Below are 22,650 nucleotides of genomic sequence, written 5' to 3' on the forward strand. Positions count from 1 at the left end.
CTGCCTGCGCTCAGGATCGACTGCGGATCAGGGCGGCTGGCCAGAAGACAACAGTCGCCCGGGCCTAGGCGCTCGGGCGGATGCGCAGGACGGTGCCTTCCTCGGATCCGGCCAGCAGGGCCGACGAGTCGGCGGGGTCGGCAACGACCGCGGTCAACGGCTGCGTCGAGACGACGGTGCACGCGGCGCCCGACTTCGGGTCGACGCGGACCAGGTGACCGGCCAGGGTGGTGACGTACAGCGCGCCGTCCCGGACGACCAGGTCGTCGACGAAATCGGGCAGGGTGCCGAACGAGGTCAGGTCGGCGACGGTGGTGCTGTCGGCCGGGTTCGTGCGGGACAGGCGAAGCACCCTGCCTACCGGCGCGCCGTCGGTGGCGACGAAGTTGGCGGTGACGTAGACCGAATCACCGGCTACCACAACGCCGTTGGAGCCTTCTACCTTCACGCGGGCCCACCAGTCCATGTCCTCGCTGCCGTCGCGGCGTAGCCGGTGCAGGCCGTTGGCGGTCGTCACGTAGAGGTTGCCGTCGGCGTCGAACGCGGCGCCGTTGGGCTGCGGGAAGCCGGTGGCGAAGGGGGCGGGCACCGGGTCGGCCGCCATCGGGTCGAAGCGGACGATCCCGCCCGAGCCCGCCAGCGGCGAATTGCCGGTGACGACATAGAGCAGCCCGTCGGGGCCGAGCCGGACCGCGCCGGGCGCGGCGACCGCGACGGTGGCGGTCAGCCTGCCCTCGCGGTCGTAGCGCTGCACCTCGCCGCGCATGACCCGCGCGACCCAGAGATTCCCGGCGGTGTCGAGGCCGAAGTTCTCCGACCAGTCCAGCAGCGGCACACTCGAGCGGATCGCGACATCCTGGCGCGCCTGCCCGCAGTTGGTGAGTGGGGCGGCGGCGGCCGGGCGGCCGGTACCGAGCGAAGCGGTGGTCACGATGGCCGCGCCGACAGCAACGTGGGCGACGCAACGGCGGAACGACGACATGCAAGACCTCGACTCAGTTGACCCAGCTCGACGCGCGAAGTCTAACGGCTACCAACGGGTAGTGGTGTGCCCACTCTGCACAGCGAACCGCGTCGACACCACGCATCGTGCACAGCAACGGTATCGCGCACCGGTTCTGTCGCACACGACAATTCGCCCGGCGGTCATAATCGGTGCGTGCCCTACTTCGACAGCGCCCGCGGACGGCTGCATTACCGGCGGTGGTCCGTCGACGCGCCGGCGGCGACGCTGGTGCTGCTGCCGGGCACCGGCCAGCACAGCGGGCACTATCACCGTTTCGCCACCACGCTGGAACGGCTCGCGCGGATCGAGCTGTGGACGCTGGACACCGCGGGTCAGGGCCTGAGCGAAGGCGATCCGGATGCGCCGGGCACCATCGACGAGCTCGCCGCCGACGCACGGGGACTGCTCGGCGAGGTCACAGCGGCGGCGCCGGTGCTGATGGGTCATTCGCTCGGCGCCGTCACCGCGCTCGCCGTCGCCGCCGAAAACCCCGGCGACCTGGGCGGACTCGTCCTCTGCGGCACGCCACGCCGCGCCACCGAGATCGCACCGGACCCGCGTCTGCCGGTCCTCGCGGTGCACGGAGCCGACGACCGGCGGGCGCCCATCGATGTAATCCGGCTATGGACAGCGCGGCACGGATCGGTAGATTTGCGCGAGTACGCCGACGCCGGACACGACCTGTTGCACGAACCGGTGCAGCAGCGCGTGACGGCCGATATCGCCGAGTGGGTACTGGCCGCGGTGCGATGAACGACGAAGGGGGAACGGTGCAACCGAATCGAACGGGGCTGCCGAATACGGCGGCCCTCGGCCAGGCCGTGGACGAGGGTGGACTGTGGATCGACGGCGTGCTCGTCGCCGACGGTGCACCGGAACGCTGCGCCCAGCGCTACGAGCGGCTGGCCGACGCGGTGGAAGCCCAGGTGCAGGCGCTCGGCGGCGCGGAGGTGATTCCCGGTTTCGGCGGACTCGCCTCGGGTGCCGCGCTGCGCACCGGATTCGAGGGCAAGGCGGGGGACGCGCTGGAACAGCTGCGCGCCTACGCCAGCACCGCGCGGGCGCTCGCCGCCGTCTTCCGCGCCGCGGGCGTCGCCTATCAGGAAGGCGATCAGGCGCTGGCGGGCGCGGTCGCCGCGATCGAGGTTCCGGGAGCGAGCCATGCGTAGCATTTCCGCACCGGGCACCGATCCCGATTACTGCCCCACCGTCGAGGTCTTCGACAACCTCTCGCACGCCGAGATCTATCAGGCTGTCCGGCAGCTCGATCCGGCGGCGCTGGCCGGTGCCGGCCAGTTGTTCCTGGCCGCGTCGACCGGGCTCGGTGACGAGGTCGAGAACGCGCACAGCGAGATCAGGGCCGCGATCGCCGACGGGTGGAGAGGCGCCGCCGCCCAGCAGGCGAGCGACGCGGTGCGTGACTTCGAGCAGGCGGGCAGGCGGATCGCCGATGTGCTGACCGCGGTCGGGGTTCGGCTGAGCCAGGCCGGCGATGCCGCCGAGTCGGTGCGTGCCGCGATCGCGGAACCCGATGGGGTGCAGCCCGATCCGGCAGCGGCACTACTGGATTCCCAGCAGGCTTCGGACAATGCCACGATCGTGCGGCAGGCCGAGAACGCCCGCCTCGACGCGGTGCGGGCGATGGAGTCGATCTACGCGGGGGCTTTCGTACCGACGGGGTCGGGGGTTCCGGCCTTCCCGGACATCACCACGGAGCCAGGGGCGCTGCCCGCTGCGGCCGTGTCGAATGGTGCCGCGGGGGCTCTCTCCACCACCGAACCCGGGGCCGTGACCGTGCCGGTCACGACCGCGACCGACACCGCCTCGGGTGCCGGAACACCGGCGGCGACGGCAGGTACCGAGGCCGATACGACCGCGGCAGGTGCACAGTCGAGCGGCGGAAACGGTACGCCGACAGGAACTTCCGTCGCACCGGCGGCGACTGTCGCGGCTGCGGAAGCGCCCACGCAGGTTGCACAGATCGTGCAGTCGAACAGCGGCGCCGCGACCTCGCCGGCCGGCAGCCCGGCGGCGACCGCCTCGGCCGCTCCGACCGGGTTCGTTCCCTCGGCGGACCCGCGCACCCGCCGCGACCGTCGCTCGGCCGGACAGCCCTCGGATGACAAAGTCTCCGCCGCGTCAGCCCACCCCGTCGCGACGGGTATGGCCGGCGGGCAGCAGTCCACCAGCAGTGCGAACTCCGGAACAGACATTGCGACGGCATCGACCGGCCACGACCCAGCCGCCGCCGGTGGCGACGCCGCGGCAGGCATGAGCGCGGGCGCGATCGGCGGCATGATGGGCGGGGCGATGATGGCCGCCGATACGACCCGCCCGAACGGTCCGCGTCCGCAGCCATCGCAGGAGGACGACCTGGAAGACGACGACGAGTTCCTGCGGTTCCTCGACGAGGAACCGACCTATCTGGAACCCGCCGACGAGGTCAACGCGCTGATCGGCAAGATGGAGCCGACCAGTCCCGCCGTGCTCGGTGAGTGGACCGAGCGGGGGTGAACTGGCACCTCACGCCGGACCAGTTCGCGCTGGCCTGGGCGCGCATCGACGGCGACCGGATCCCGTATCCGCTCGCCGTGCGCGCCTCGGCCCGCGACACCGCCGAACGCGCGGCCGAGCGGCCCGCGCTCGACGCCTGGTGCGCCCGGACCCTGGACGCCGACCTGTCGGCGGCGCTGCGGGTGCTCGCCAAGCCGGAGATCCGGGTCGAAGTCTGCGGGCGGGCCGCCACGCCGGTCCGGATGCTCGGCGCCGTCACCGGTGACGTCGCCGTGCTCGCCGTGCAGGAGCCGGGCAGCACGGACGACCGCGGCGGCAGCGTCCACGTCCAGGTCGGCAGCACGAAACGATTCGCCGCCCAGGTGTTCTCGCGGATTCCCGCGCAGCTCGTCGGGACCGGCCACCGGATCTCCGCACTCGCGGCCAAGGTGCGCGAGGACAGCCGCGACCTGGTCACCGCACCCGTCGCCGGACCGTCCGACGCCGCCCGCATCCGCAAGCTGTTGCAGCGCCCGCGCACCGGCATCGGACAGATACTCGTCGGCCAAGGCCGGGACGAAGCACCGACCGGCGTGCTGTCCTGGATCGACGTCACCGGCGACGGCCGCTACCTGGTGCACGCGGCACACCACGTCGACATCGCGCCTGCCACACCGGAATGCGCGGCCGACTGGCTGCGCAGGTTGCTGCGGAGTGTATGAACACGGCCCAGCCGACCGGAGACCGGTGAACGCTAGCGCATGCCCGGCGCGGGTGGACGGGCTAGCCCAGCTGTAGGAATCCGGCTAGGGCCGCCAGTTCCTCCGGTGTGTCCGGCAGGTACTCGGTGAGCAGCGGCGAGCGGATCACGATCGCCTTCCACATCGCCCGGCACAGCGTCGCGTGGATCACGGTGCGCGACAACAACGGTCGCATCCCGAACGGCGCGTCGGCGGGGGTGGACGTGGTCATCGACAGCACGACGACGGCGGCTTCGCGGCCACGGAACCGGTCGGGCGTGCCGACCAGGACGTCTTCGATCTTGGCGCGCGCCAGCAGGGTGCGGATTCGCGCGACCTGCGCGGCGTACGGCGCGACGACGAACACGTCGTGCGGATGCAGCCGACGCGCCCGGCCGCCGGAGGTCCAGGTCTCCCCGAGCAGGGCGCGCACCCGGCGCACCACCTCGCGCGCCTCGGCATCGGATTCGGTGGCACTGCCGCGATGCTCGACGAGCACGGTGCTCACGCCGGGCGCGATCCCGGCCAGATCCCGGGCGAGGGTGATGGTTTCGCTGGCCCGCAGCTTCCCGTCGTAGCAGCTCGCCGACACCGGCTCGCACACCGCGGGATGCATGCGCCAGGTGCGATCGAGGAAGTAGCCGCGCTCGGCGGGCAGGGTGGCGGCGCCGTCGCACAGCCATTCCAGCGCCGAGACCTGCACCCGCTCCGGATGCGCCGCCTGCGCGGGAGCAGGCACCGGATCGCCGATGAGCAGCAGGTTGCGCGCGCTCACAGCGACGGCGACGGTGTCGGCCAGTGAGCACTCCCCCGCGTCGGCGATCACCAGCAGGTCCAGTGCCTCCGGCGCGATCAGGGTGTCGTCGACGAAATCGGCGGTGGTACCGCCGATCACGCACCCGTTGACGGCATTGTCGAGGAACCGCGGGTACCGATCGGCATCGATGGCCGACCATTCCGGGCCGACCGAGGCGACGTCCTTCTTGGCCACCAGCTCGGGCAGCAACCCGGCATCGACGACGGCGTCGAAGATCCGCTCGATCACCGCGTGCGACTGCGCGACCACGCCGATCCGCCACTTGTGCCGGGTGACGAGCCGTTCGATCGCGCGGGCGGTGGTGCCGGTCTTGCCGGTACCGGGCGGGCCGTGCACGGCCAGGTAGGAGGCGTCGAGGGCGCCCACCGCGTTCGCCAGTGCCGCGGCGACGTCGCCGTGTACCTCCGGCAGCGCCGGCTCGTCGCGCAGGCGGGGCGCGCGGCGCAGGAGCAGGTCGTAGACGGCGTTCTCGGGGACCGAAGGCAGGGTCATGAGCAGGTCCTGGGCGGTGAACTCCAGTGCCGCTTCGATATCGGCTTCGCCGTCGGGCGGGCCGGGGGCGATGGCCGCGGGAAGGTCGTCGTAGGGCGGGCAGCCCGCGGGCAGCAGCTCCTCCAGCCGGACGGTGTCGTCGAAGTTCGCGTCGACGGCGCAGCCGAGGACGGTCGCCGTCGCGGTGGCGCGGCGGCCGAGGGTCTGGGTCATGCCCGCCGCGGCGGCGCCGTCGTAGATGGTGACCATCTGGGTGCCCGGCGTGAGCGTCGCGCCGGTGCCGAGCCTGCCGGTCAGCGTCAGGTAGCGGCGCATCGTCGGAAGCTGGGGTGTGCGATGCCATTTGGTGTCGACGGTGCCCCACTCGGCGACCAGCACGCCCGGCGCGTCGGCCCATTCGCCGACGGGATGGCCGAGCCGGTCGATGTGGGCCCACCAGCGGGGCTGGCGTTCGCGGCGGTGGTAGCCGAGGACGGCGGCCGTCAGCGCGGCGGCGCGGGCCGCGTCGCCCTCGGCGGCGGCGGCGAATTCGGCGAGCGCGGCTTCCAGCGAACCGGGCCGCAGCGACGGCGGCGCGTCGGACTCGGCGACGGCGAACCGGGTGCCCGGCACGTCGACACCCGCGTCGGCGGCGCGGGCGAGCAGCCAGTCGCGCAGGGCGAGCACGGTGGTGGCGCGGCTCTCGGTGGCGGGGAACAGCCCGGCCAAACCCGTGGTGTCGTAGGACTGTTCGCCGATCAGCAGCGCGGTGCGCACGATGGGCGCCAGATCGAACAGGGCGCCGTCGGCCAGCAGCTCGTCGAGCAGGTCGGCGCCGGTGCCGAGGCGGCCCGACCAGTCCAGCAGTGCCGTCCTGACCGCCGAACCGTAGTGGTACACCCGCACCCGCGGGTCGGCGGCGCGGTGCTCGCCGATGATGTCGAGCAGTTCGTCGAGCACGTCACCCGTCGAGTCGGCGCCGGTACACCGGTCGAAGTCGTCCTGCGGCGCGCGCGCCCGGCTGATCGCGGGGCGATAGACGACCGAGCTCGCGTCGGACAGTTCGACCGAGGTGACGGCGCCGCGCTCGTCGACGTCGACGATCAGTGCGAGATCGCCGTGGCTCGGCGCGGGCAGCGCACCCAATGCGGTGGCATCGCGCAGGGCGAAGACCGGCTCGCCGGTGCGCTCCCGCTGCACCTGGATCTCGGCTTGGCGGCGCAGGGCGGTCACCGTGCGCGGAGCGAGACCCGCGACCGGTGTGGTCGTCGTGGCGAGCCGGTCGATCGTCAGCACACCGGCTTCGCGCAGCCGCGCCCGCTGGGAAGGCCGAATCCCCGCCACCAGCAACAGATCCCGCGCGGTCGCAGCGGCCACGCGACAGCTCGCGCATCGTCCACACGCGAGGTAGCGCGGATCACCCCACTGCACCGGCAGCAGCTCGGTCAGCTTCTCCTCGACAATCCGCTCCACCCGCGCCCGCCGCGCCAGGTACACCGACCGGAGCTCATCGGTGCGCACGCGCTGCTCCCCTGTCGGTGTAGACAGAGACGCCCACGGATCGATGCCGATCTTTGCGGCGGTCAGCGCCTCCGCGCACGCCGCGAACGCGATTCGGGCACGCAACGATGCACGAGGAGTGTCGACCTCGAGCGCGCCGGCCGACGCGGTGGCCCGCTCGAACGGCGTCCGGCCTATAGCAAGCTCGCGACGCAGAGCGCGGAAATCATCGCGAGGCGAAGCGAATCGCGCGTCGGTTGGCGCGGGCGTCGGCGGCTCGAGAAGTGACGCGGCGGTCGCATTGTCCACGAGCCCGGGCGCTTCCGGCCGGGAGCCGAGATCACCGTGCAGCTCGCCGTCGGGCTCGTCCGGCACGTCAGTCCCGAAACCACCACGCGGATCGCCACCGACCTCGGCAGATCCGATGGCGGTGTGCAGCGTGTAGCGCTGCGCTCCCGCATCGCGGACAAGAAGGTCGGCGCCGCAGGCGAATCGGCCGTCGAAGAAGACCGCGCCGTGGATGGCGGCGGCTCCGTCACGCAGCGCCGCCATGGTCTGTTCGGCGGCGGTGGTGAGCGCGGTGATCCGGTCGGCGGGTGAAGCGCCGGGCACCTCGGGTGACGGGATACGGATCAGTGCGTCACCGAGGTGGCGCAGCAACTCCGGCGCCACCTCGGCCGTGCGGACGACAGGGACAGCGGCGTCCGGCGCGCCGGGGAGGTTGCCGAGGGCCGCGTCGACGGCGCGCAGCAGCGCGAACTCACAGTCCGCGGCGCGCACGAGGTCGCCGACGGCACCGATCACCCGATCACCGGACACGAACAAACGCGGCCCTCCTGTGTTCACGCACACCCGACGGCAAACACCTTAACCAGCACCGCGGGCGACCAGGGCGCTACCCGCGGCATGTCGAACTTCGCCACGGGGTGTGCCTTCGCCGATCCCTGCGAAGGCGCCCGGCGTCAGAACCGCGGCTTGCGCCGTTCGGTCCGCGGACGCGCCTCGCGATCGCGCCGCGGGCCGCGCGCGTTCAGCCGCTGGGAGGGCGGGCCCTGATCGGGCTGCAGCTGGATCAGCACACCGCTGATCCTGGTGCGGCGCAACGCTTCCAGCGTTTCGTTCGGCAGGTTGGCAGGCAGCTCGACGAGGCTGTAATCGGGCCGGATGCTGATGTGCCCGAAGTCGCTGCGGCGCAGGCCGCCCTCGTTGGCGATGGCGCCGACGATCGCGCCGGGCACCACGCGGTGCCGCTTGCCGACGCTGATCCGGTAGGTCGCCAGCTCCTGGCCGCTCTCGCGGGAGAACGACGGGCCGCGAGGAGCGCGGTCCTCGTCGTCGAAGCGGCGCGGGGCGCGCTCCCGGTCCCGATCCCGGTCACGATCGCGCTCACGGCGCGGCGCGGGCTCCGGCTCGGGCTCCATGAAGAAGTTGTCGCCGTCGAAGCCGCCGACGGCCAGCGCCGCCGCGATGTCGACCAGCGGCGTGTTGTGCTCGGCCTCGTAGTCCTCGATCAGCTTGCGGAACAGCGCCACATTGTCCGAGGACAGGTTCTCGGTGATCGCGTCACCGAACTTCGAGACACGGGTCGCGTTGACGTCGTCCACGCTGGGCAGCTGCATCTCGGTGAGCGGATGCCGGGTGGCGCGCTCGATCGACTTGAGCAGATGACGCTCGCGCGGCGCGACGAACAGCAGCGCCTGACCGGAGCGGCCCGCGCGACCGGTGCGGCCGATGCGGTGCACGTAGGACTCGGTGTCGTGCGGGATGTCGTAGTTGACGACGTGCGAGATGCGCTCGACGTCGAGACCACGCGCGGCCACGTCGGTGGCGACCAGGATGTCGAGCGCGCCCGACTTCAGCTGGCCGATGGTGCGCTCACGCTGGTTCTGCGCGATGTCACCGTTGATCGCCGCGGCGGAGAAACCACGCGAGCGCAGCTTCTCGGCCAGCTCCTCGGTGGCCTGCTTGGTGCGCACGAAGATGATCATCGCCTCGAAGTCCTCGACCTCGAGCACGCGGGTGAGGGCATCGAGCTTGCGCTGATGTGACACCTGCACATAACGCTGGGTGATGTTGGTGTTGGTCTGGGTCTTGGACTTGACCGTGATCTCGACCGGGTCGTTCAGGTACTGCTTGGAGATCTTGCGGATCGCGCCCGGCATGGTCGCGGAGAACAGCGCGACCTGCTTGTCGTTCGGGGTGTCGCGCAGGATGCGCTCGACGTCTTCCTGGAAGCCCATCTTGAGCATCTCGTCGGCCTCGTCGAGCACCAGGTAGCGCAGCTGGGTCAGATCCAGCGTGCCCTTCTCCAGGTGGTCGATCACGCGGCCCGGCGTACCGACGACCACATGCGCGCCGCGGCGCAGGCCCGACAGCTGCACGCCGTAGCTCTGCCCGCCGTAGATCGGCAGCACGTGCAGGCCGGGGATGTGCGAGGAGTACTTGCCGAAGGCCTCGGCGACCTGGATGGCGAGCTCACGCGTCGGGGCGAGCACCAGCGCGCTCGGCTTCTTCTGGGCGGTGTCCAGACCCATCAGGATCGGGATCGCGAAGGCAGCGGTCTTGCCGGTGCCGGTCTGGGCGAGGCCGACCACATCCGCGCCGGACAGCAGCGGGGGAATCGTCGCCGCCTGGATCGGGGACGGCGATTCGTAGCCCACATCGGCGATGGCCGCGAGGACGCGGTCATCGATCCCGAGATCGGCGAATGTCGGGCCTTCTTCGTGCCTGTCGTCGTCGGCAGGAACGCTGTCGACCTCATTGGTACTCATTGACCAGCAGTTTACTGCCTGACGGTAGCTGTCCCGGCCACCGGGTGAATACGGTGAGACCTATGCAACTGCCCAACGGGTCAGCACATCAGGAACCGACGCCCGCCGAGGTGCCGATCGCGGTCGTCCAATTCGCTCCCCAGACCGACCCGGCGGCCAATCTGGCGACGCTGCGTGAGCACGTCCGCACGGCCGCCGAGGCGGGTGCCAGGCTGGTGCTCGCACCCGAATACTCGATGTTTGCGGTGACCCGCCTGGATGAGCGGGTGGTGGCGATCGCCGAACCGCTCGACGGGCCGTTCACCACCGGACTCAGCGCTCTCGCCGCGGAATTCGGGGTCTATCTGGTGGCCGGTGTCGTCGAGCAGCCGACGCCGGGAGCGACCAGGATCAGCAATACGCTCGTCGCTCACGGGCCCGACGGCGCGCGCGTCGCGGTGTACCGGAAAGTGCATCTGTACGACGCGTTCGGCTATCTGGAATCCGATGTCGTCGAAGCCGGCCCGCTCGTCGCGCCCGCCACCTTCGCCGTCGACGGTGTGATATTCGGCATGCAGACCTGTTTCGATCTCCGTTTTCCGGAGGGATGCCGGCGTGTCGCGGCCGCGGGCGCGCAGGTGCTGCTGCTGGCCGCGCAGTGGATTCCCGGCCCGGCGAAGGTCGACCAGTGGACGACGCTGCTGCGCGCCCGCGCGATCGAGAACACGATCTACGTCGCGGCCGCCGATCAATGCGCGCCGCATGGCTCTGGCGCGTCGATGATCGTCGACCCCACGGGTGCCGTTCTTGCCGAACTGGGCGACGAGCTGGGCGTGCTCACCGCGACGATCGACCCGGCGCACATCGCCCGCGTCCGCACCGCCAACCCGAGCCTGGCGCTGCGCCGTTTCGCCATCACCGAGCGCGTTTCGCCGGAGCCCGCCGCGGAGTAGCGTTCGAGACGTGGTCTACCCGGATCGAGCAGCGGCGGGCCGCGTCCTCGGCACGGCCCTGGAGCACCTGCGGGACTCGCATCCGCTGGTGCTCGGGCTCCCGCGCGGCGGTGTCCCGGTGGCCGCGGCCGTGTGCTCGATCGTCGGCGGTGAGCTCGACGTGCTGCTGGTTCGCAAGCTGGGTCTGCCCTGGCAGCCGGAGCTGGCGATGGGGGCGCTCGGGGAGGGCGGTGTGCTCGTGCTGAACCGGGATGTCATCGACCGCAGCGGGGTCTCCCAGGACGCGTTCGACGAGGTCGAGCGGGACGAGCGCATCGAGCTCGCCCGCAGGCAGCACGCGCTGCGGACCGGCGATCCGGTGTCGCTGACCGGGCGCACCGTGGTGATCGTCGACGACGGCATGGCGACCGGCGCGACGGTGGTGGCCGCGTGCCGGGTCGCGCGAGCCCAGGATCCCGAGCAGCTGGTGGTCGCGATGCCGGTGTCGTCGCCCGAGGCCGCGCGGCGGGTCCGGCGCGAGTGCGACGAATTGGTCTGCCTGTGGACGCCCGCCGAACTCGGCGGAGTCGGCATGGCGTACCGCGACTTCCATCAGCTCGCCGACGACGAGGTGACCGAACTGCTGAGCTAGAGCCGGCTCAGCCGAAGCACTGCCCCTCGCCGCGGTAGGTCGGAACCGTTGTCCGCGAACCCGATTCGTCGACCAGGTGGATCTGGTCGAACCGTTCGCACAGCTCGCCCGCCTTGGCGTGCCGGAACCACACGCGATCGCCGATCTCGAGCTCCGCGCCGCCTGCCAGCGGGGTCTGTACCTCCCCAGCGCCTTCGGAACCCAGCAGCTTCAGGCCCGCGGGCCACACCGGCAGCGGGACGCGGCTCGGGCCCGCGGGGCCGGAGGCGATGTAGCCGCCCGCGAACACGGTGGCGATGGTCGGGGTCGGCTTGCGCAGCACCGGGGTGGCGAAGAACAGCGCGGGACGCGGGGTGAACGAGCGATAGTGGTCGAACAGGGTCGGCACGTACAGCCCGGACCCGGCGGTCACCTCGGTGACATCGGGATCGGTGATCGACACCTCGATCGACCCGGTGCCGCCGCTGTTGACGATCTCCAGCGGCCCGGTCACCATGCGCACGGCGTCGAGCACCTGGCCGCGCCTGCGCCCGATCTCGACGGCCGACAGGCGCTTGACCACCCGCACCGCGGGGTTGCTGTCGGGCAGGCCGGCGATCTGGGCCTCGTAGGTCATCACGCCGACCACGTCGAACCCGCGCCTGCGCGCCTCGGTGGCCAGCACGGCGGCCTGGTCGGGGGTGCGCACCGGCGAGCGGCGGGTCCCCAGGTGCAGCGGGCCGATCCGCAGGGCGGCGTCGACGTCGAGGCAGACGCGGGGGCGGACCAGATCGGTGCCGAGTGCGGCGCGGGTGAGTTCGAGCTGGGCGACGTCGTCGATCATCAGAGTGATCGAGCTGAGCAGGAGCGGGTCGGCGGCGAGTTCGGCCAGCGCGGCCCGGTCGGTGACCGGGTAGCCGAGCAGGACGTCGCGGGCGCCGAGGCGGGTCAGCCAGATGGCCTCGCGCAGCGAGTAGGCCATGATGCCGGCGAAGCCGCCCTGCGCGGTGAGGCCGGTGCCGAGGACGCGTTCGAGCACGGCGCGGCAGCGCACCGACTTGCTGGCGACGCGGACCGCGACACCGTTCGCGCGGCGGACCAGGTCGGCGGCATTGGCATCGAGGGCGGTCAGGTCGAGGGCGGCCAGCGGCGGGTCGAGCTCGGCGGTCGCCGCGTGCAGACCGGGCAGCGATGTCGTCTGGGTCACTCGACTACTGAACCACCAATTTGGTCAGTCGTCCAGCATCCCGCCGGTCAGACTTCGACGGCCTTGAGGGTCAGGCAGCCGACCAGGTCATCGATGACGACGAGGGTCGTCTCGTCGTTGCCGTCGGCGAGCCAGCGCAGGACCGCCCCGTAGAGCACCGAGACGATGTAGGTGGCGACCGAGTCGATCGGCTCGAGCCACTGAGTGCCCGAGTGCTTGGCGCACAGGCCGAGGAAGGCGACGGCTTCGTCGTCCATCTCCCGGAACAGTGCGGTAGCTGTCGGGTCGCCGATGGTCTCGCCCGACGGGGACCATCGTTGCCGCAGGGTTTGCAGCGTGGCCTCGTAGGCGGCGACCCTGCGGTCCGGCGCGGCCTTCACCAGCGGCCAGTAGGCGCTCATGCCCGCGTGCAGCAGGATGCGCAGCGCCCGCACGCCGGTGGCGTCCGAATTGGCGGCGGCTTGCTCGATGGCTTCGCAGACGGCGGGCCGCAACGCGGCTTCGGTAAGTTCACGACTGGCGCTCAACGACAACTCCTCGGCAACAAATTTCGCTGCCCGCGGCGATGCGAGCTAAGTGGAGAAGATCGATCACGTGCGATCAACCTATCCAGCGAGCTCGATCTTAGAAGGTTTTCTGGATTCATGAACTGATTCAGCCGTCCTTTTCAGACTGAAAGATTGTTTTGTTATCCGAATGCGACCTTTTGTAAAACCGACCATACGGTTGAATTACTTCGCATTCCCTGCATCCGGCGCCCCCACGCCCTCATCCGACCCCAAGTCGAGTGTACGAGTCACCGCAGGCGGCCCCCGGGTTTCTGTGGGCGACAGCACAGTGGCACCTCGCGGAACGGACGCCACACAGTGTGTGTCGGATCCGCGAACTCCATCGCGGACTCTGCCGTCGCGTCGATAACCTGGACAAGTGACTCTCTCGCCTCCTGCCGACCAGTTCGCCCTCAGCGGCACCTTCAATTTCCGCGATGTGGGCGGGCTGCGCACCGCCGACGGTACGACGACGCGCCCCGGGGTGCTGCTGCGCTCGGCCCAGCTGAGCGGACTCGACGCGAAGGGCCACGACACCCTGCGGACGCTGCGCGTCACCGACGTGCACGATCTGCGCGGCCTCGCCGAGATCGACCACATCGGCCACGACACGCTGCCCGACGGCGTGCGCCTGCACGTCACCCCGTTCGACTCCAGGATGGGCGAGGCGCCGCCGCACGAGGCGCAGAAGACCTCGGCGCTGGCGCACATGATCGAGGTCTACCGGCAGTTCCCGGTGATGCCGGAGGCGCACGCGGCGATCGTCCGCCTCGCCACCTCGGTCGCCGAGGGCGACGGCGCCGCGCTGGTGCACTGCGCGGCGGGCAAGGACCGCACCGGCTGGGCGGTCGCGACCGTGCTGCGCGCGGTCGGCGTCACCGAGGACGACGTCTACACCGACTACCTCGCCAGCAATGCCGCCGTCGAGCCGCTGCGGATGATGCTGGAACCGAAGATCGCCACGGACGGGGCGCTGTCGATCGATCTGCTCGGTGTGCGCGAGGAATACCTGCGCACCGCCGACGCCTCGGTACACGAGACCTACGGCGGCACCGAGGGCTACCTGAGCGCGATCGGGCTGACCGGTGCGCTGCGCGAGGCACTACGCACGCGCTTGCTCTGAGCTACAGGCCGCTGACCCGGCGCTGCCGTACCGGCAGCACCGCGCGGACCAGGCCGTCGGCCTCGATGCTCACCAGATTGCCGGTGTGGAACCAGGTTCCGCTGAAGCGGGCCATCGAGGCGTCGGGGTCGTTCCAGTAGCGCCTGCTGACATTCGGGCCGCGGCACAGCAATTCGCCGCGGCCCGCGCTCGCCTGCGGTCCGGCCAGTGCCAATTCCGTGCCGCCGAAGGCGAATCCGAGGGTGGACCCGGATTCGGCGAGGTCGGTGTCGTCGACCATCAGGCCGATGCCGCTGGTCTCGGTGGCGCCCCAGACCGACCACTGCCTCGCCGCGGGGAACAGCCCGCGCAGCGCCGCGGTCAGCGTGGCAGGCGCCGCGGCGGCGGCGCGTTCGGACCGGTGACAGGCCTTGCTGATCCGCCGCACGCCCGCCCCGGCCTGACGTGCGGTGAGTTCGGGCAGGAGCCCGGTGAAGATGCGCGGCGTGGCCGAGACCGTGTCGATCCGCTCGGTCTCGAGCACGTCGGCGAGGTCGCGCGTGCCCGGCGCGAGCACCACCGTGCCGCCGACCGCGAAGGTCGGGAGCAGCTGGTCGACGCAGCCGCTGGCGTGGGCCAGCGGCAACAGCACCAGGTTGCGCATGCCGTCGGCGGACAGGTCGAGCGCGCCGATCACCGAGGACACCGCCGAGAGCAGGTTCTCGTTGGTCAGCTCGACGCCGGTAGGCACCGGCCGCCTGGCCGCGGTGCCGGTGTAGCAGAGCAGCGCCGGATCATCCAGTGCCGCACCGTCATCGATATAGGCGGCGCTGTCGGGCAGCGGGCCGTCGGGGCCGAGCACGAAATCGGCGCGGCTGTCGGCGATCACCCGCTCGGCGATCGCGGCGGGCAGCGAGTCGGGCACCAGGACCGGCACCGCGCCGGAGAGCAGCGCACCGAGGAAGGCCTGTACCCAGCGCGCGCTCGTCGGCATGTGCACCGCGACGCGGTCGCCGTAGCCGATGCCGTGGTCCTGCAGGCCACCCGCGATCCGCGAGGCGCTGTGCCACAGTTCGCGATAGGTCAGGCGCGGCCCGCCGACCTCGACGATCGCCTCCCGCCCGGTGAACGAGTGCACCCGCAGGTCGAGCAGTTCGGTGAGGGCCGGGCTGAGATCTCCGTAGCGAAGGATGCCGTCGGAACCCCTGGTCAGCCGCCCGGCCGCGCCCTTGGCCGGGAACTCGATGATGGTCGCGCCCGGTTCGTGCTCGCTCTGACCCATCCGGACCTCCACGTACGTCGATGCAGCACCGCACCTGTGACTATATGACGTGGATCACAGTGTTGTCAGGCAGTCGGCGGGGTCATTCGCCGCGATAGGTCGCCTTACCGGGCCCGACCTCGAGGAAACTGAGCACGGCGCCTTGCAGATCGGCGGTGTCGAACAGCTCGCCCGACACCTTCGGCGTCGCCGAATCCGCGTGTGCCACACCGCCGGAACGCCACGCCTCGATGATCCGCTTGGTCGCGGCGTGCGCGCGGGTCGGGCCCTCGGCGAGGCGGGTGACCAGCGCACGGGCCGCGGTGTCGACATCCTCGTGGATCGCGTTGACCACGCCCCACTCCGCCATCGTGGCCGCGTCGTAGAGGTCGCCGGTCATCACGAACTCGCGGGCGCGGCCCGAACCGGCCCGCTCGGCCAGCCGCTGCGGGCCTCCCATCGACGGCGTCAGGCCGACGACCGTCTCCACCAACCCGAACTTCGCCTTCGGCGCGGCCAGGATGATGTCGCAGGCCAGCGAGATCTCGAAGGCCGCGGTGAGGGTGAGCCCGTGCGCGGCGAACACCACCGGGCACGGCAGCGCCTCGAGCGGGTGGATGATCTGCGCGAACAGCTCGCGCCACAGCTGCGCGCCCTCCTCGACACCGAGCCCGTAGAAGACGTTGACGTCGACGCCGCCCGAGACGACCTTGCCCTCGGCCCGCAGGAGCACCGCGCGCGGCGGCTGCGCGGTCACCGCGGCGATATCGGCGATCAGCGAGCTCATGAGCTGGCGATCGAAGAGGTTCAGCGGCGGGTGGGCGAGGGTGATCGTCGCGATCTCGGCACCGGCTTCGGTGAACTCGCGCGTCAATCGGGTCGGCTGCGTTGCACTCATCCGGTCAGCGTAGAACCAGCGCGGGCTCGCGGACAGTACCTACCGGGCGGAGACCGTGCCCACATCGTGGAACCAGCGGGGTGTCGGCGCGCGTTGACATGATGAGCTGCCGGGGACCTCGGTGCCCTACAGTTCGTTTCGTCGGGGCGAAGATGGAGGACGACGCCGTGTTCAACAAAGCGATCGAAAAGGCCGTGGTCGACGTACTCGACACCGGGTCGAAACTGCAGGCGCCCGCCGTGCGTCGCTACGTCGAATTCCTACGTGAACGTCATCCCGGTGAGAGCCCCGCCCAGATCGTGGTACGGCTGGAGAAGCAGTATCTGCTCGCCGTCACCGGCAGCGGCGCCGCGGTCGGCGCGACCGCGGCGGTCCCGGGGATCGGCACCCTGGCCGCGCTCGGCGCCATCAGCGCGGAGACCGCGTTCTTCATGGAGGCCTCGGCCCTGTTCACCCTGGCCGAGGCCTACGTCCACGGCATCGAGCCCGAGGACAAGGAGACACGGCGCGCGATGGTGCTCGCGGTCGTGCTCGGCGACACCGGCATGGCGATCGTGCAGAAGGGCCTCGGCACCTCGTCCAAGAACTGGGCGGGCATGGTCGCGAACAAGGTGCCCGGGATCTCGGCCATCAACAACAAGCTGCTGCAGCAGTTCATCAAGCGGTTCATCACCAAGCGCGCGGCGCTGATGGCGGGCAAGATCCTGCCCGCCGGCATCGGCGCCGCCATCGGTGGCGTCGGCAACCGGACGCTGGGCAGGGTGACGATCGACAACGCGCGCAAGGCTTTCGGGCCGGCGCCCGCGTTCTGGCCGACCCCGCTGCACCGCGTCATCGACGCCGATCCACTGCCCGCCATCAACGCCACGCCGGCGAAGAACGCCGCGCCGGCGAAGAAGCGGTGAGCGGGCGGCCCGGCGACGCTGTGCGGGTGCGCGGCGTCGGCAAACAGTTCGATCTGGTCGGCGCCGTGCACGACATCGACTTCGCGGTGCCCGCCGGTGCGGTCACCGCGCTCGTCGGGCCGACCGGCGCGGGCAAGTCGACGGTGCTGCGGATCGTGCTCGGCCTGCAGCAGCCGACCACCGGCAGCGTCGACATCGGCGTGCCAGGCACCGGTCCCGGCGCGGTCGGCGCGGTGCTGAGCCCGCGCGGCCTGCATCCGGCGCGCACGGTCCGCGATCATCTGCGCTGCTACGCGCCGCTCGCCGGAGCGAGGCGGCGGCGCGTCGCCGCGGTGCTGGAGGAGACCGGGCTCGCCTCGATCGCCGATACCGTTGTCGCCCAGCTGCATCCGGGTCAGCAGACCCGGCTCGCGCTGGCGACCGCGCTGCTGGCCGATCCCCCGCTGCTCGTGCTCGACGATCCGTTCACCGGCGCCGACAGCTTCGAACGTGGCTGGCTGCACGAACTGCTGCGCCGCCACGTGGGCCGCGGCGGCACCGTGCTGGTGAGCTCGGACAAGCTCGCCGACGTGGTGTCGACGGCCGATCAGCTGGTCGTGCTGAGCGAGGGCGCCGTCGTCTGGCAGGGCACCCCGGCCAAACTGCGGCGTGGGCATCCCGACCGGCTGGTCGTGGCCGCCTCGCCCTCGATCGCGCTGGCCACCGCCCTGGCCGCGCAGGGCTTCACCGACGCGGTGATGCGGCCCGACGGGCGGCTGGCGGTGGCCGAGGCGAGCGAGTCGACCATCCGCTCGGTCGCCGAGGCCGCGCAGGTGCGCATCGGCAGCATCGTCACCGACCCGATCCACCCCGACCGGGTGCTCGCCTCGCTGACCAAACCGCGCAGGCACCGGCACTCCCCGCCCGTGCAGGCGGCGAATCCCGCCGCGTTCGCCCCGGCGCCGACCTCGTATGGGATGCCACGATGACCGCTGTGCTGCCCGCCGATCTCCTGCCCGGCATCGAGTCCGAGGCGCGCAAGGTCGTCGCGGTGCGCCCTGCCCGTGTGCTGCTCGGCGCGCCCGTCGTGCTCGCGCTGGTCGCGACGCTGATCACCGCGCTCATGTCCGGGCCGGCCGATCCGAAGGGTCAGCCCGCCACCGGGGCCGCCACGATCGGGCTCTATCTCGGGATGATCGCGGTGTTCGTGGTGGCCGCGGTGCTCGGCATCGCCGCGACCGGCGGTGAGTACCGGCGCAAGACCATGGCGCTGACGGTGCTGTTCGCGCCCGACCGCGATCGGCTGGCGACCGCGAAATACGCCACGACCGCCGCGTTCGCCTTCGCCGTCGCGCTGGCCGCCGAACTGGTGAGTTTCCTGGTGCTGCTTGCGGTCGGGCGCGGCAAGTTCGAGCTCGGCTGGCAGCTGATCGAGGTGCTCGGCGCCGGCCTGCTGGTCGCCATGTGCTGGGCGGTGATCGGGGCCGGCATCGGGCTGCTGCTGCGCACGGTCAGCGGGGCGGTCTGGCTGGTGCTCGGCTGGGCGTTCGTGCTCGAACCGCTGATCTGGGTGGTGGCCAAGGGCTTCGGGGCCGGTGGCTTCACGTCCATCCTGCCCGTCTCCGCGACCGTCGCCGGGGTGAGCGCCGGCTCGTTCCAGGAGGCCGAGGTCTTCGCGCCGACACCGGCCGCGCTGGTGGTGCTCGTGCTGTGGACCGTCGCGATCGGCGCCGCGGGCTGGTGGGACCTGCGCACCCGCGACCTGTAGCGCCGGTGGCCACCACCGAACCCGGCTGGATCCGCAGACTCTGGCACCTGAGCCTGCAGCACCCCCGCCTGCTCGCGGGCATCACCGTCTCGGTGCTGGCGGGTGCGGCGGTATCGATCGCCGCGCCGCTGGCGACCAAACGCGCCGTCGACGCCGCCGTCGCGGGCGACACCACAGTCATCGGCACCGCGGCCGCGCTCCTCGCGTTGCTCGCGGTCGGCCGGTTCTTCGTCACCTTCGCGCGCAGACTCTGGGCGGGCAAGCTGTCGCTGGAAGTGCAGCACAGCCTGCGGGTCTCGCTGCTCGCCGCCCTGCAACGGCTCGACGGCGCGGGCCAGGACGCGATCCGCACCGGGCAGGTGGTCTCGCGCTCGATCACCGATCTGCAACTGGTGCAGGGACTGCTGGCGATGGTGCCGTGGTCGGGGCTGGCGGTGCTGCAGTTCGTGCTGTCGGCGGTGGTGATGGTGTGGCTGAGCCCGCCGCTGGCGCTGGCCGCCCTGCTGGTCGCGCCCGCGATGGCGGTGGTGGTGCTGCGACTGCGGCCGCGCCTGTACGCGGCGACCTGGTCGGCCCAGCAGCGCGCCGCCGACCTCGCCGAACACGTCGAGCAGACCGTCACCGGGGTGCGGGTGGTGAAGGGGTTCGGGCAGGAAGCCCGCATGGTCGACGTGCTCGAGGACCACGGCCGCCGCCTGTTCGCCGAACGGCTGCGCGCGGCCAGGATCAATGCCAGGTTCGCGCCGGTGGTCTCGGCGCTGCCGCAGGCCGGGCTGGTCGCGGTGATCATCGTCGGCGGGGTGCTGGCCAGGCACGGCGCGATCGGCGTCGGCACCTTCCTCGCGTTCACCGCCTACCTGGCCACGATGACATCCTCGGCCCGCACGATCACCTCGGTGGTGATCATGGGTCAGCTCACCAAGGCCGCCGTCGACCGGGTCTTCCAGGTGATCGACGCCGCGCCCGTGCTGGTCGATCCCGAACAGCCGGTCACGGTGCCGCCCGGCCCGCTCGGCATCGAATTCGATGCGGTGAGTTTCGGTTTCGAGGCCGATCAGCCGGTGCTGCAGAACCTCGACCTGGCCGTGCGGCCCGGGGAGACGGTCGCGATCATCGGTCCCGCCGGCTCGGGCAAGTCGACGCTGTCGCTGCTGCTGCCCCGCTTCTACGCGCCCGACGCGGGCCGGATCAGCTTGGTCGGCGCCGACGGCACCGGAGCCGACCTGGCCGACCTGCGCGCCGAGGACCTGCGCGGCGCGCTCGGCGTGGTCTTCGACGATCCGTTCCTGTTCTCCGACACCATCGCCGCCAATATCGCCCTCGGCCGTCCCGAGGCCACCGACGCCGAGATCGCGGCGGCCGCGACCGCCGCCGCCGCGGACGAGTTCATCGCCGCCCTGCCCGACGGCTACGACACCGTCATCGGCGAACGCGGCCTCACCCTGTCGGGCGGGCAACGCCAGCGCATCGCCCTGGCCAGAGCACTGCTCACCCGGCCCCGCGTGCTGGTGCTCGACGACGCCACGTCGGCCGTCGACGCCGTCACCGAGGCCGAGATCTTCCGCAGACTGCCCGACCCTGGCGGGCGGACCACGCTGATCCTGGCCCACCGCGAGTCCACGCTGGCCCAGGCCGATCGCGTCATCCGGCTGCCCGGGCCCACCGGCTCGGCGGTGCCCGCGGCGACCTCACTCACCAAGCGCCTCCCCGACGGCGGCAGACCGCGTTCGATGTCGGCCGCCTCCGCCGATCTCAGCGAGACCCCCGAACTGCGCGCCGCCGTCGACGCGCTGCCACCGGCCACCGAGCAACCCGGCCTACCCGGTGACCTGCGCGCTCCCCAACCCGACTTCGGCCTGCGCGTCCTGCTGCGCCCGGTGCGCGGCCTGGTGGCCGCGGTCATGCTGCTCCTGATCGCCGACGCGCTGATCGGCGTCGCCTTCCCGCCGCTGGTCCGCTACGCCATCGACACCGGCGTGACCGCGGGCGACGGCACCGCGCTGGCGATCGCGGGCGCGATCGGGATCGGGCTGGTGCTGGCGGGGCTGCTGGTCGGCGTCGCGGTCACCGTGCTCACCGCGCGCACCGGCGAACGCGTGCTGTTCGGGCTACGGGTGCGCAGCTACGCCCAGTTGCAGCGGCTCGGCCTGGATTTCTACGAGCGCGAACTGTCCGGCCGGATCATGACCAGGATGACCACCGACGTCGACGCGCTCTCGACGTTCCTGCAGACCGGCGTCGCGACCGGCCTGGTCGGGCTGATCACCCTGATCGGCGTCGCCGTCGGCCTGGTCTTCATCGATGCCGGACTCGCGCTGATCGTGCTGGCCACCGTGCCGCCGATGCTGCTGGCCACGCTGGCGTTCCGCCGGGTCTCGTCGGTGGCCTACTCCGTTTCCCGCGAGCGGGTGTCCGCGGTCAACGCCGATTTCCAGGAGAACATCGCGGGCCTGCGGGCGGTGCAGGCCGCGCGCAACGAGCCGACCGCGGCCCGCCGCTTCACCGAGTACTCCCACCGCTATCGCGACGCGCGCATGCGCGCCCAGCGCGCGATCGCGGCCTATTTCTCCTTCGGCCTTGCCTGGGCCGACCTCGCCCTTGCCGTGGTGGTCTACCTCGGCGCGAACGCGGTGGCCGACGGGCGAACGACCACCGGCACCCTGGTCGCCTTCGTGCTGTATCTCGGCCTGCTGTTCGGCCCGATCCAGGAGCTCTCGCAGGTGTTCGACGGCTACCAGCAGGCCAGGGTCGGCCTGCGCCGCATCGGTGATCTGCTGCGCACCGAGTCCTCGATCGCCGCCGATCCGCCGGACGCGCTGACCATCGACCGGCTCGACGGCGAGATCGTCTTCGACGACGTGCGCTTCCGCTACCCCGGCGCCAACACCCCGGCGCTCGACGGCGTCTCCTTCACCGTCCCGGCCGGGTCGACACTGGCGCTCGTCGGCGCGACCGGCGCGGGCAAATCGACGATCGTGAAGCTGCTGGCCCGCCTCTACGACCTCCCGGACGACCCCGCCGCGGGCTCGATCCGCGTCGACGGCGTCGATTTACGTAAATTTGTGCTCACCGACTACCGGACGCGGCTGGGAATTGTGCCCCAGGAAGCTCACCTGTTCACCGGTGACGTCGCGAGCAACATTGCGTTCGGGCAACCTTTCGCCACAACGGTGGACATCAGCACCGCGGCCGAGAACGTCGGCGCGGCGGAAATGATCGCCGGATTGCCCCGAAAAATGAACCAACCGGTCGGTGAAAGAGGGCGTGGATTGTCCGCCGGGCAGCGTCAGCTGATCGCGCTGGCCCGCGCCGAACTGGTCGACCCCGATCTGCTCCTGCTCGACGAGGCCACCTCGACCCTCGACCCGGACACCGAGGCATCGGTGCTGGTAGCGAGCCGATCGCTGGCGCGAGGCCGGACCACCGTCGTGGTCGCGCACCGGCTGGCCACCGCGGCGCGCGCCGACCTGATCGGCGTGGTCGAGCAGGGCAGGGTCGTGGAATTCGGGTCGCACCAGGAACTGCTCGCCCAGGGCGGACGTTACGCGCGACTCTGGGCGGCGGGCGCCGAAGCCGAGGGAATACTGTCGGCGCGTGACCGGTCGTAGTCGAGGAGATCGGGTCAGTAGCAACACGGGTATG

General features: G+C 71.3%; 18 protein-coding genes. 11 read left to right on the plus strand and 7 right to left on the minus strand.

Annotated elements, in window-relative coordinates; genetic code table 11:
• Positions 1–64 precede the first annotated feature (64 nt).
• The gene (locus tag ACFWF2_RS02435; RefSeq protein WP_379303779.1) at positions 65–982 is read right to left on the minus strand and encodes an SMP-30/gluconolactonase/LRE family protein; all 918 of its coding nucleotides are present in this window, start codon (positions 980–982) and stop codon (positions 65–67) included.
• A gap of 177 nt (positions 983–1,159) precedes the next feature.
• Here ACFWF2_RS02435 and ACFWF2_RS02440 point away from each other — a divergent pair, with 177 nt between their 5' ends.
• The 4 genes from ACFWF2_RS02440 to ACFWF2_RS02455 are packed head-to-tail and all read left to right on the plus strand — an operon-like array spanning position 1,160 to position 4,221.
• Entirely contained in the window at positions 1,160–1,759 is a 600-nt protein-coding gene (locus ACFWF2_RS02440) for an alpha/beta hydrolase (protein ID WP_379303781.1), read from the plus strand.
• Positions 1,760–1,776: 17 nt separating this feature from the next.
• A complete protein-coding gene (locus ACFWF2_RS02445; protein WP_379303783.1) occupies positions 1,777–2,175 on the plus strand; it encodes a hypothetical protein in 399 nt (132 codons plus the stop codon).
• A complete protein-coding gene (locus ACFWF2_RS02450) occupies positions 2,168–3,520 on the plus strand; it encodes a WXG100 family type VII secretion target (RefSeq protein WP_379303785.1) in 1,353 nt (450 codons plus the stop codon). The genes ACFWF2_RS02445 and ACFWF2_RS02450 overlap by 8 nt, the downstream gene beginning before the upstream one ends.
• A complete protein-coding gene (locus tag ACFWF2_RS02455) occupies positions 3,517–4,221 on the plus strand; it encodes an ESX secretion-associated protein EspG (RefSeq protein ID WP_379303787.1) in 705 nt (234 codons plus the stop codon). Before ACFWF2_RS02450 ends, ACFWF2_RS02455 begins: the two co-directional genes overlap by 4 nt.
• 61 nt (positions 4,222–4,282) lie before the next feature.
• On the opposite strand, the gene ACFWF2_RS02460 is transcribed toward ACFWF2_RS02455, so the two are convergent.
• Positions 4,283–7,846 carry an AAA domain-containing protein gene (locus ACFWF2_RS02460; protein WP_379303789.1) on the minus strand — a complete coding sequence of 1,188 codons (3,564 nt, stop codon included), beginning with the start codon at positions 7,844–7,846 and terminating at the stop codon, positions 4,283–4,285.
• Positions 7,847–7,989: 143 nt separating this feature from the next.
• Positions 7,990–9,798, minus strand: a complete 1,809-nt coding sequence (locus tag ACFWF2_RS02465) for a DEAD/DEAH box helicase (protein WP_379303791.1) — start codon at positions 9,796–9,798, stop codon at positions 7,990–7,992.
• A 62-nt stretch (positions 9,799–9,860) separates the two neighbouring features.
• Between ACFWF2_RS02465 and ACFWF2_RS02470 the strand changes: the two genes are divergently transcribed.
• Together ACFWF2_RS02470 and ACFWF2_RS02475 are read left to right on the plus strand one after the other, a co-directional pair.
• Positions 9,861–10,730, plus strand: coding sequence for a carbon-nitrogen hydrolase family protein (locus ACFWF2_RS02470; protein WP_379303793.1), 870 nt, complete (start codon positions 9,861–9,863; stop codon positions 10,728–10,730).
• Between the two features lie 10 nt (positions 10,731–10,740).
• Positions 10,741–11,361 carry a phosphoribosyltransferase gene (locus ACFWF2_RS02475; RefSeq protein ID WP_379303795.1) on the plus strand — a complete coding sequence of 207 codons (621 nt, stop codon included), beginning with the start codon at positions 10,741–10,743 and terminating at the stop codon, positions 11,359–11,361.
• Between the two features lie 7 nt (positions 11,362–11,368).
• Here the strand turns inward: ACFWF2_RS02475 and ACFWF2_RS02480 are convergent, their stop codons facing one another.
• Together ACFWF2_RS02480 and ACFWF2_RS02485 are read right to left on the minus strand one after the other, a co-directional pair.
• The gene (locus ACFWF2_RS02480; protein WP_379303797.1) at positions 11,369–12,547 is read right to left on the minus strand and encodes an amino acid deaminase/aldolase; all 1,179 of its coding nucleotides are present in this window, start codon (positions 12,545–12,547) and stop codon (positions 11,369–11,371) included.
• Between the two features lie 47 nt (positions 12,548–12,594).
• Positions 12,595–13,074, minus strand: a complete 480-nt coding sequence (locus ACFWF2_RS02485; protein ID WP_379303799.1) for a TetR family transcriptional regulator — start codon at positions 13,072–13,074, stop codon at positions 12,595–12,597.
• Between the two features lie 400 nt (positions 13,075–13,474).
• Between ACFWF2_RS02485 and ACFWF2_RS02490 the strand changes: the two genes are divergently transcribed.
• The gene (locus ACFWF2_RS02490; protein ID WP_379303801.1) at positions 13,475–14,218 is read left to right on the plus strand and encodes a tyrosine-protein phosphatase; all 744 of its coding nucleotides are present in this window, start codon (positions 13,475–13,477) and stop codon (positions 14,216–14,218) included.
• Between the two features lies 1 nt (position 14,219).
• Here ACFWF2_RS02490 and ACFWF2_RS02495 read toward each other — a convergent pair whose 3' ends face one another.
• Positions 14,220–15,479 carry a class I adenylate-forming enzyme family protein gene (locus tag ACFWF2_RS02495; protein WP_379303803.1) on the minus strand — a complete coding sequence of 420 codons (1,260 nt, stop codon included), beginning with the start codon at positions 15,477–15,479 and terminating at the stop codon, positions 14,220–14,222.
• A gap of 82 nt (positions 15,480–15,561) precedes the next feature.
• Positions 15,562–16,356, minus strand: a complete 795-nt coding sequence (locus ACFWF2_RS02500; RefSeq protein ID WP_379303805.1) for an enoyl-CoA hydratase/isomerase family protein — start codon at positions 16,354–16,356, stop codon at positions 15,562–15,564.
• A gap of 152 nt (positions 16,357–16,508) precedes the next feature.
• On the opposite strand from ACFWF2_RS02500, the gene ACFWF2_RS02505 reads away from it, so the two are divergent.
• Genes ACFWF2_RS02505 through ACFWF2_RS02520 form a run of 4 tightly spaced genes read left to right on the plus strand, consistent with a single transcriptional unit; the run spans position 16,509 to position 22,616 of the window.
• Positions 16,509–17,261: a hypothetical protein gene (locus ACFWF2_RS02505; protein WP_379303807.1), complete on the plus strand. Its 753-nt coding sequence runs from the start codon at positions 16,509–16,511 to the stop codon at positions 17,259–17,261.
• A complete protein-coding gene (locus tag ACFWF2_RS02510; protein WP_379303809.1) occupies positions 17,258–18,229 on the plus strand; it encodes an ATP-binding cassette domain-containing protein in 972 nt (323 codons plus the stop codon). Before ACFWF2_RS02505 ends, ACFWF2_RS02510 begins: the two co-directional genes overlap by 4 nt.
• Positions 18,226–19,008 (plus strand): ABC transporter permease, encoded by a 783-nt coding sequence (locus ACFWF2_RS02515; RefSeq protein ID WP_379303811.1) that lies wholly within the window; start codon positions 18,226–18,228, stop codon positions 19,006–19,008. The genes ACFWF2_RS02510 and ACFWF2_RS02515 overlap by 4 nt, the downstream gene beginning before the upstream one ends.
• Before the next feature lie 5 nt (positions 19,009–19,013).
• Positions 19,014–22,616, plus strand: coding sequence for an ABC transporter ATP-binding protein (locus ACFWF2_RS02520; RefSeq protein ID WP_379303813.1), 3,603 nt, complete (start codon positions 19,014–19,016; stop codon positions 22,614–22,616).
• Positions 22,617–22,650: the final 34 nt, after the last annotated feature.

The sequence above is a fragment of the Nocardia sp. NPDC060259 genome (assembly GCF_042728775.1).
GTDB lineage: Bacteria > Actinomycetota > Actinomycetes > Mycobacteriales > Mycobacteriaceae > Nocardia.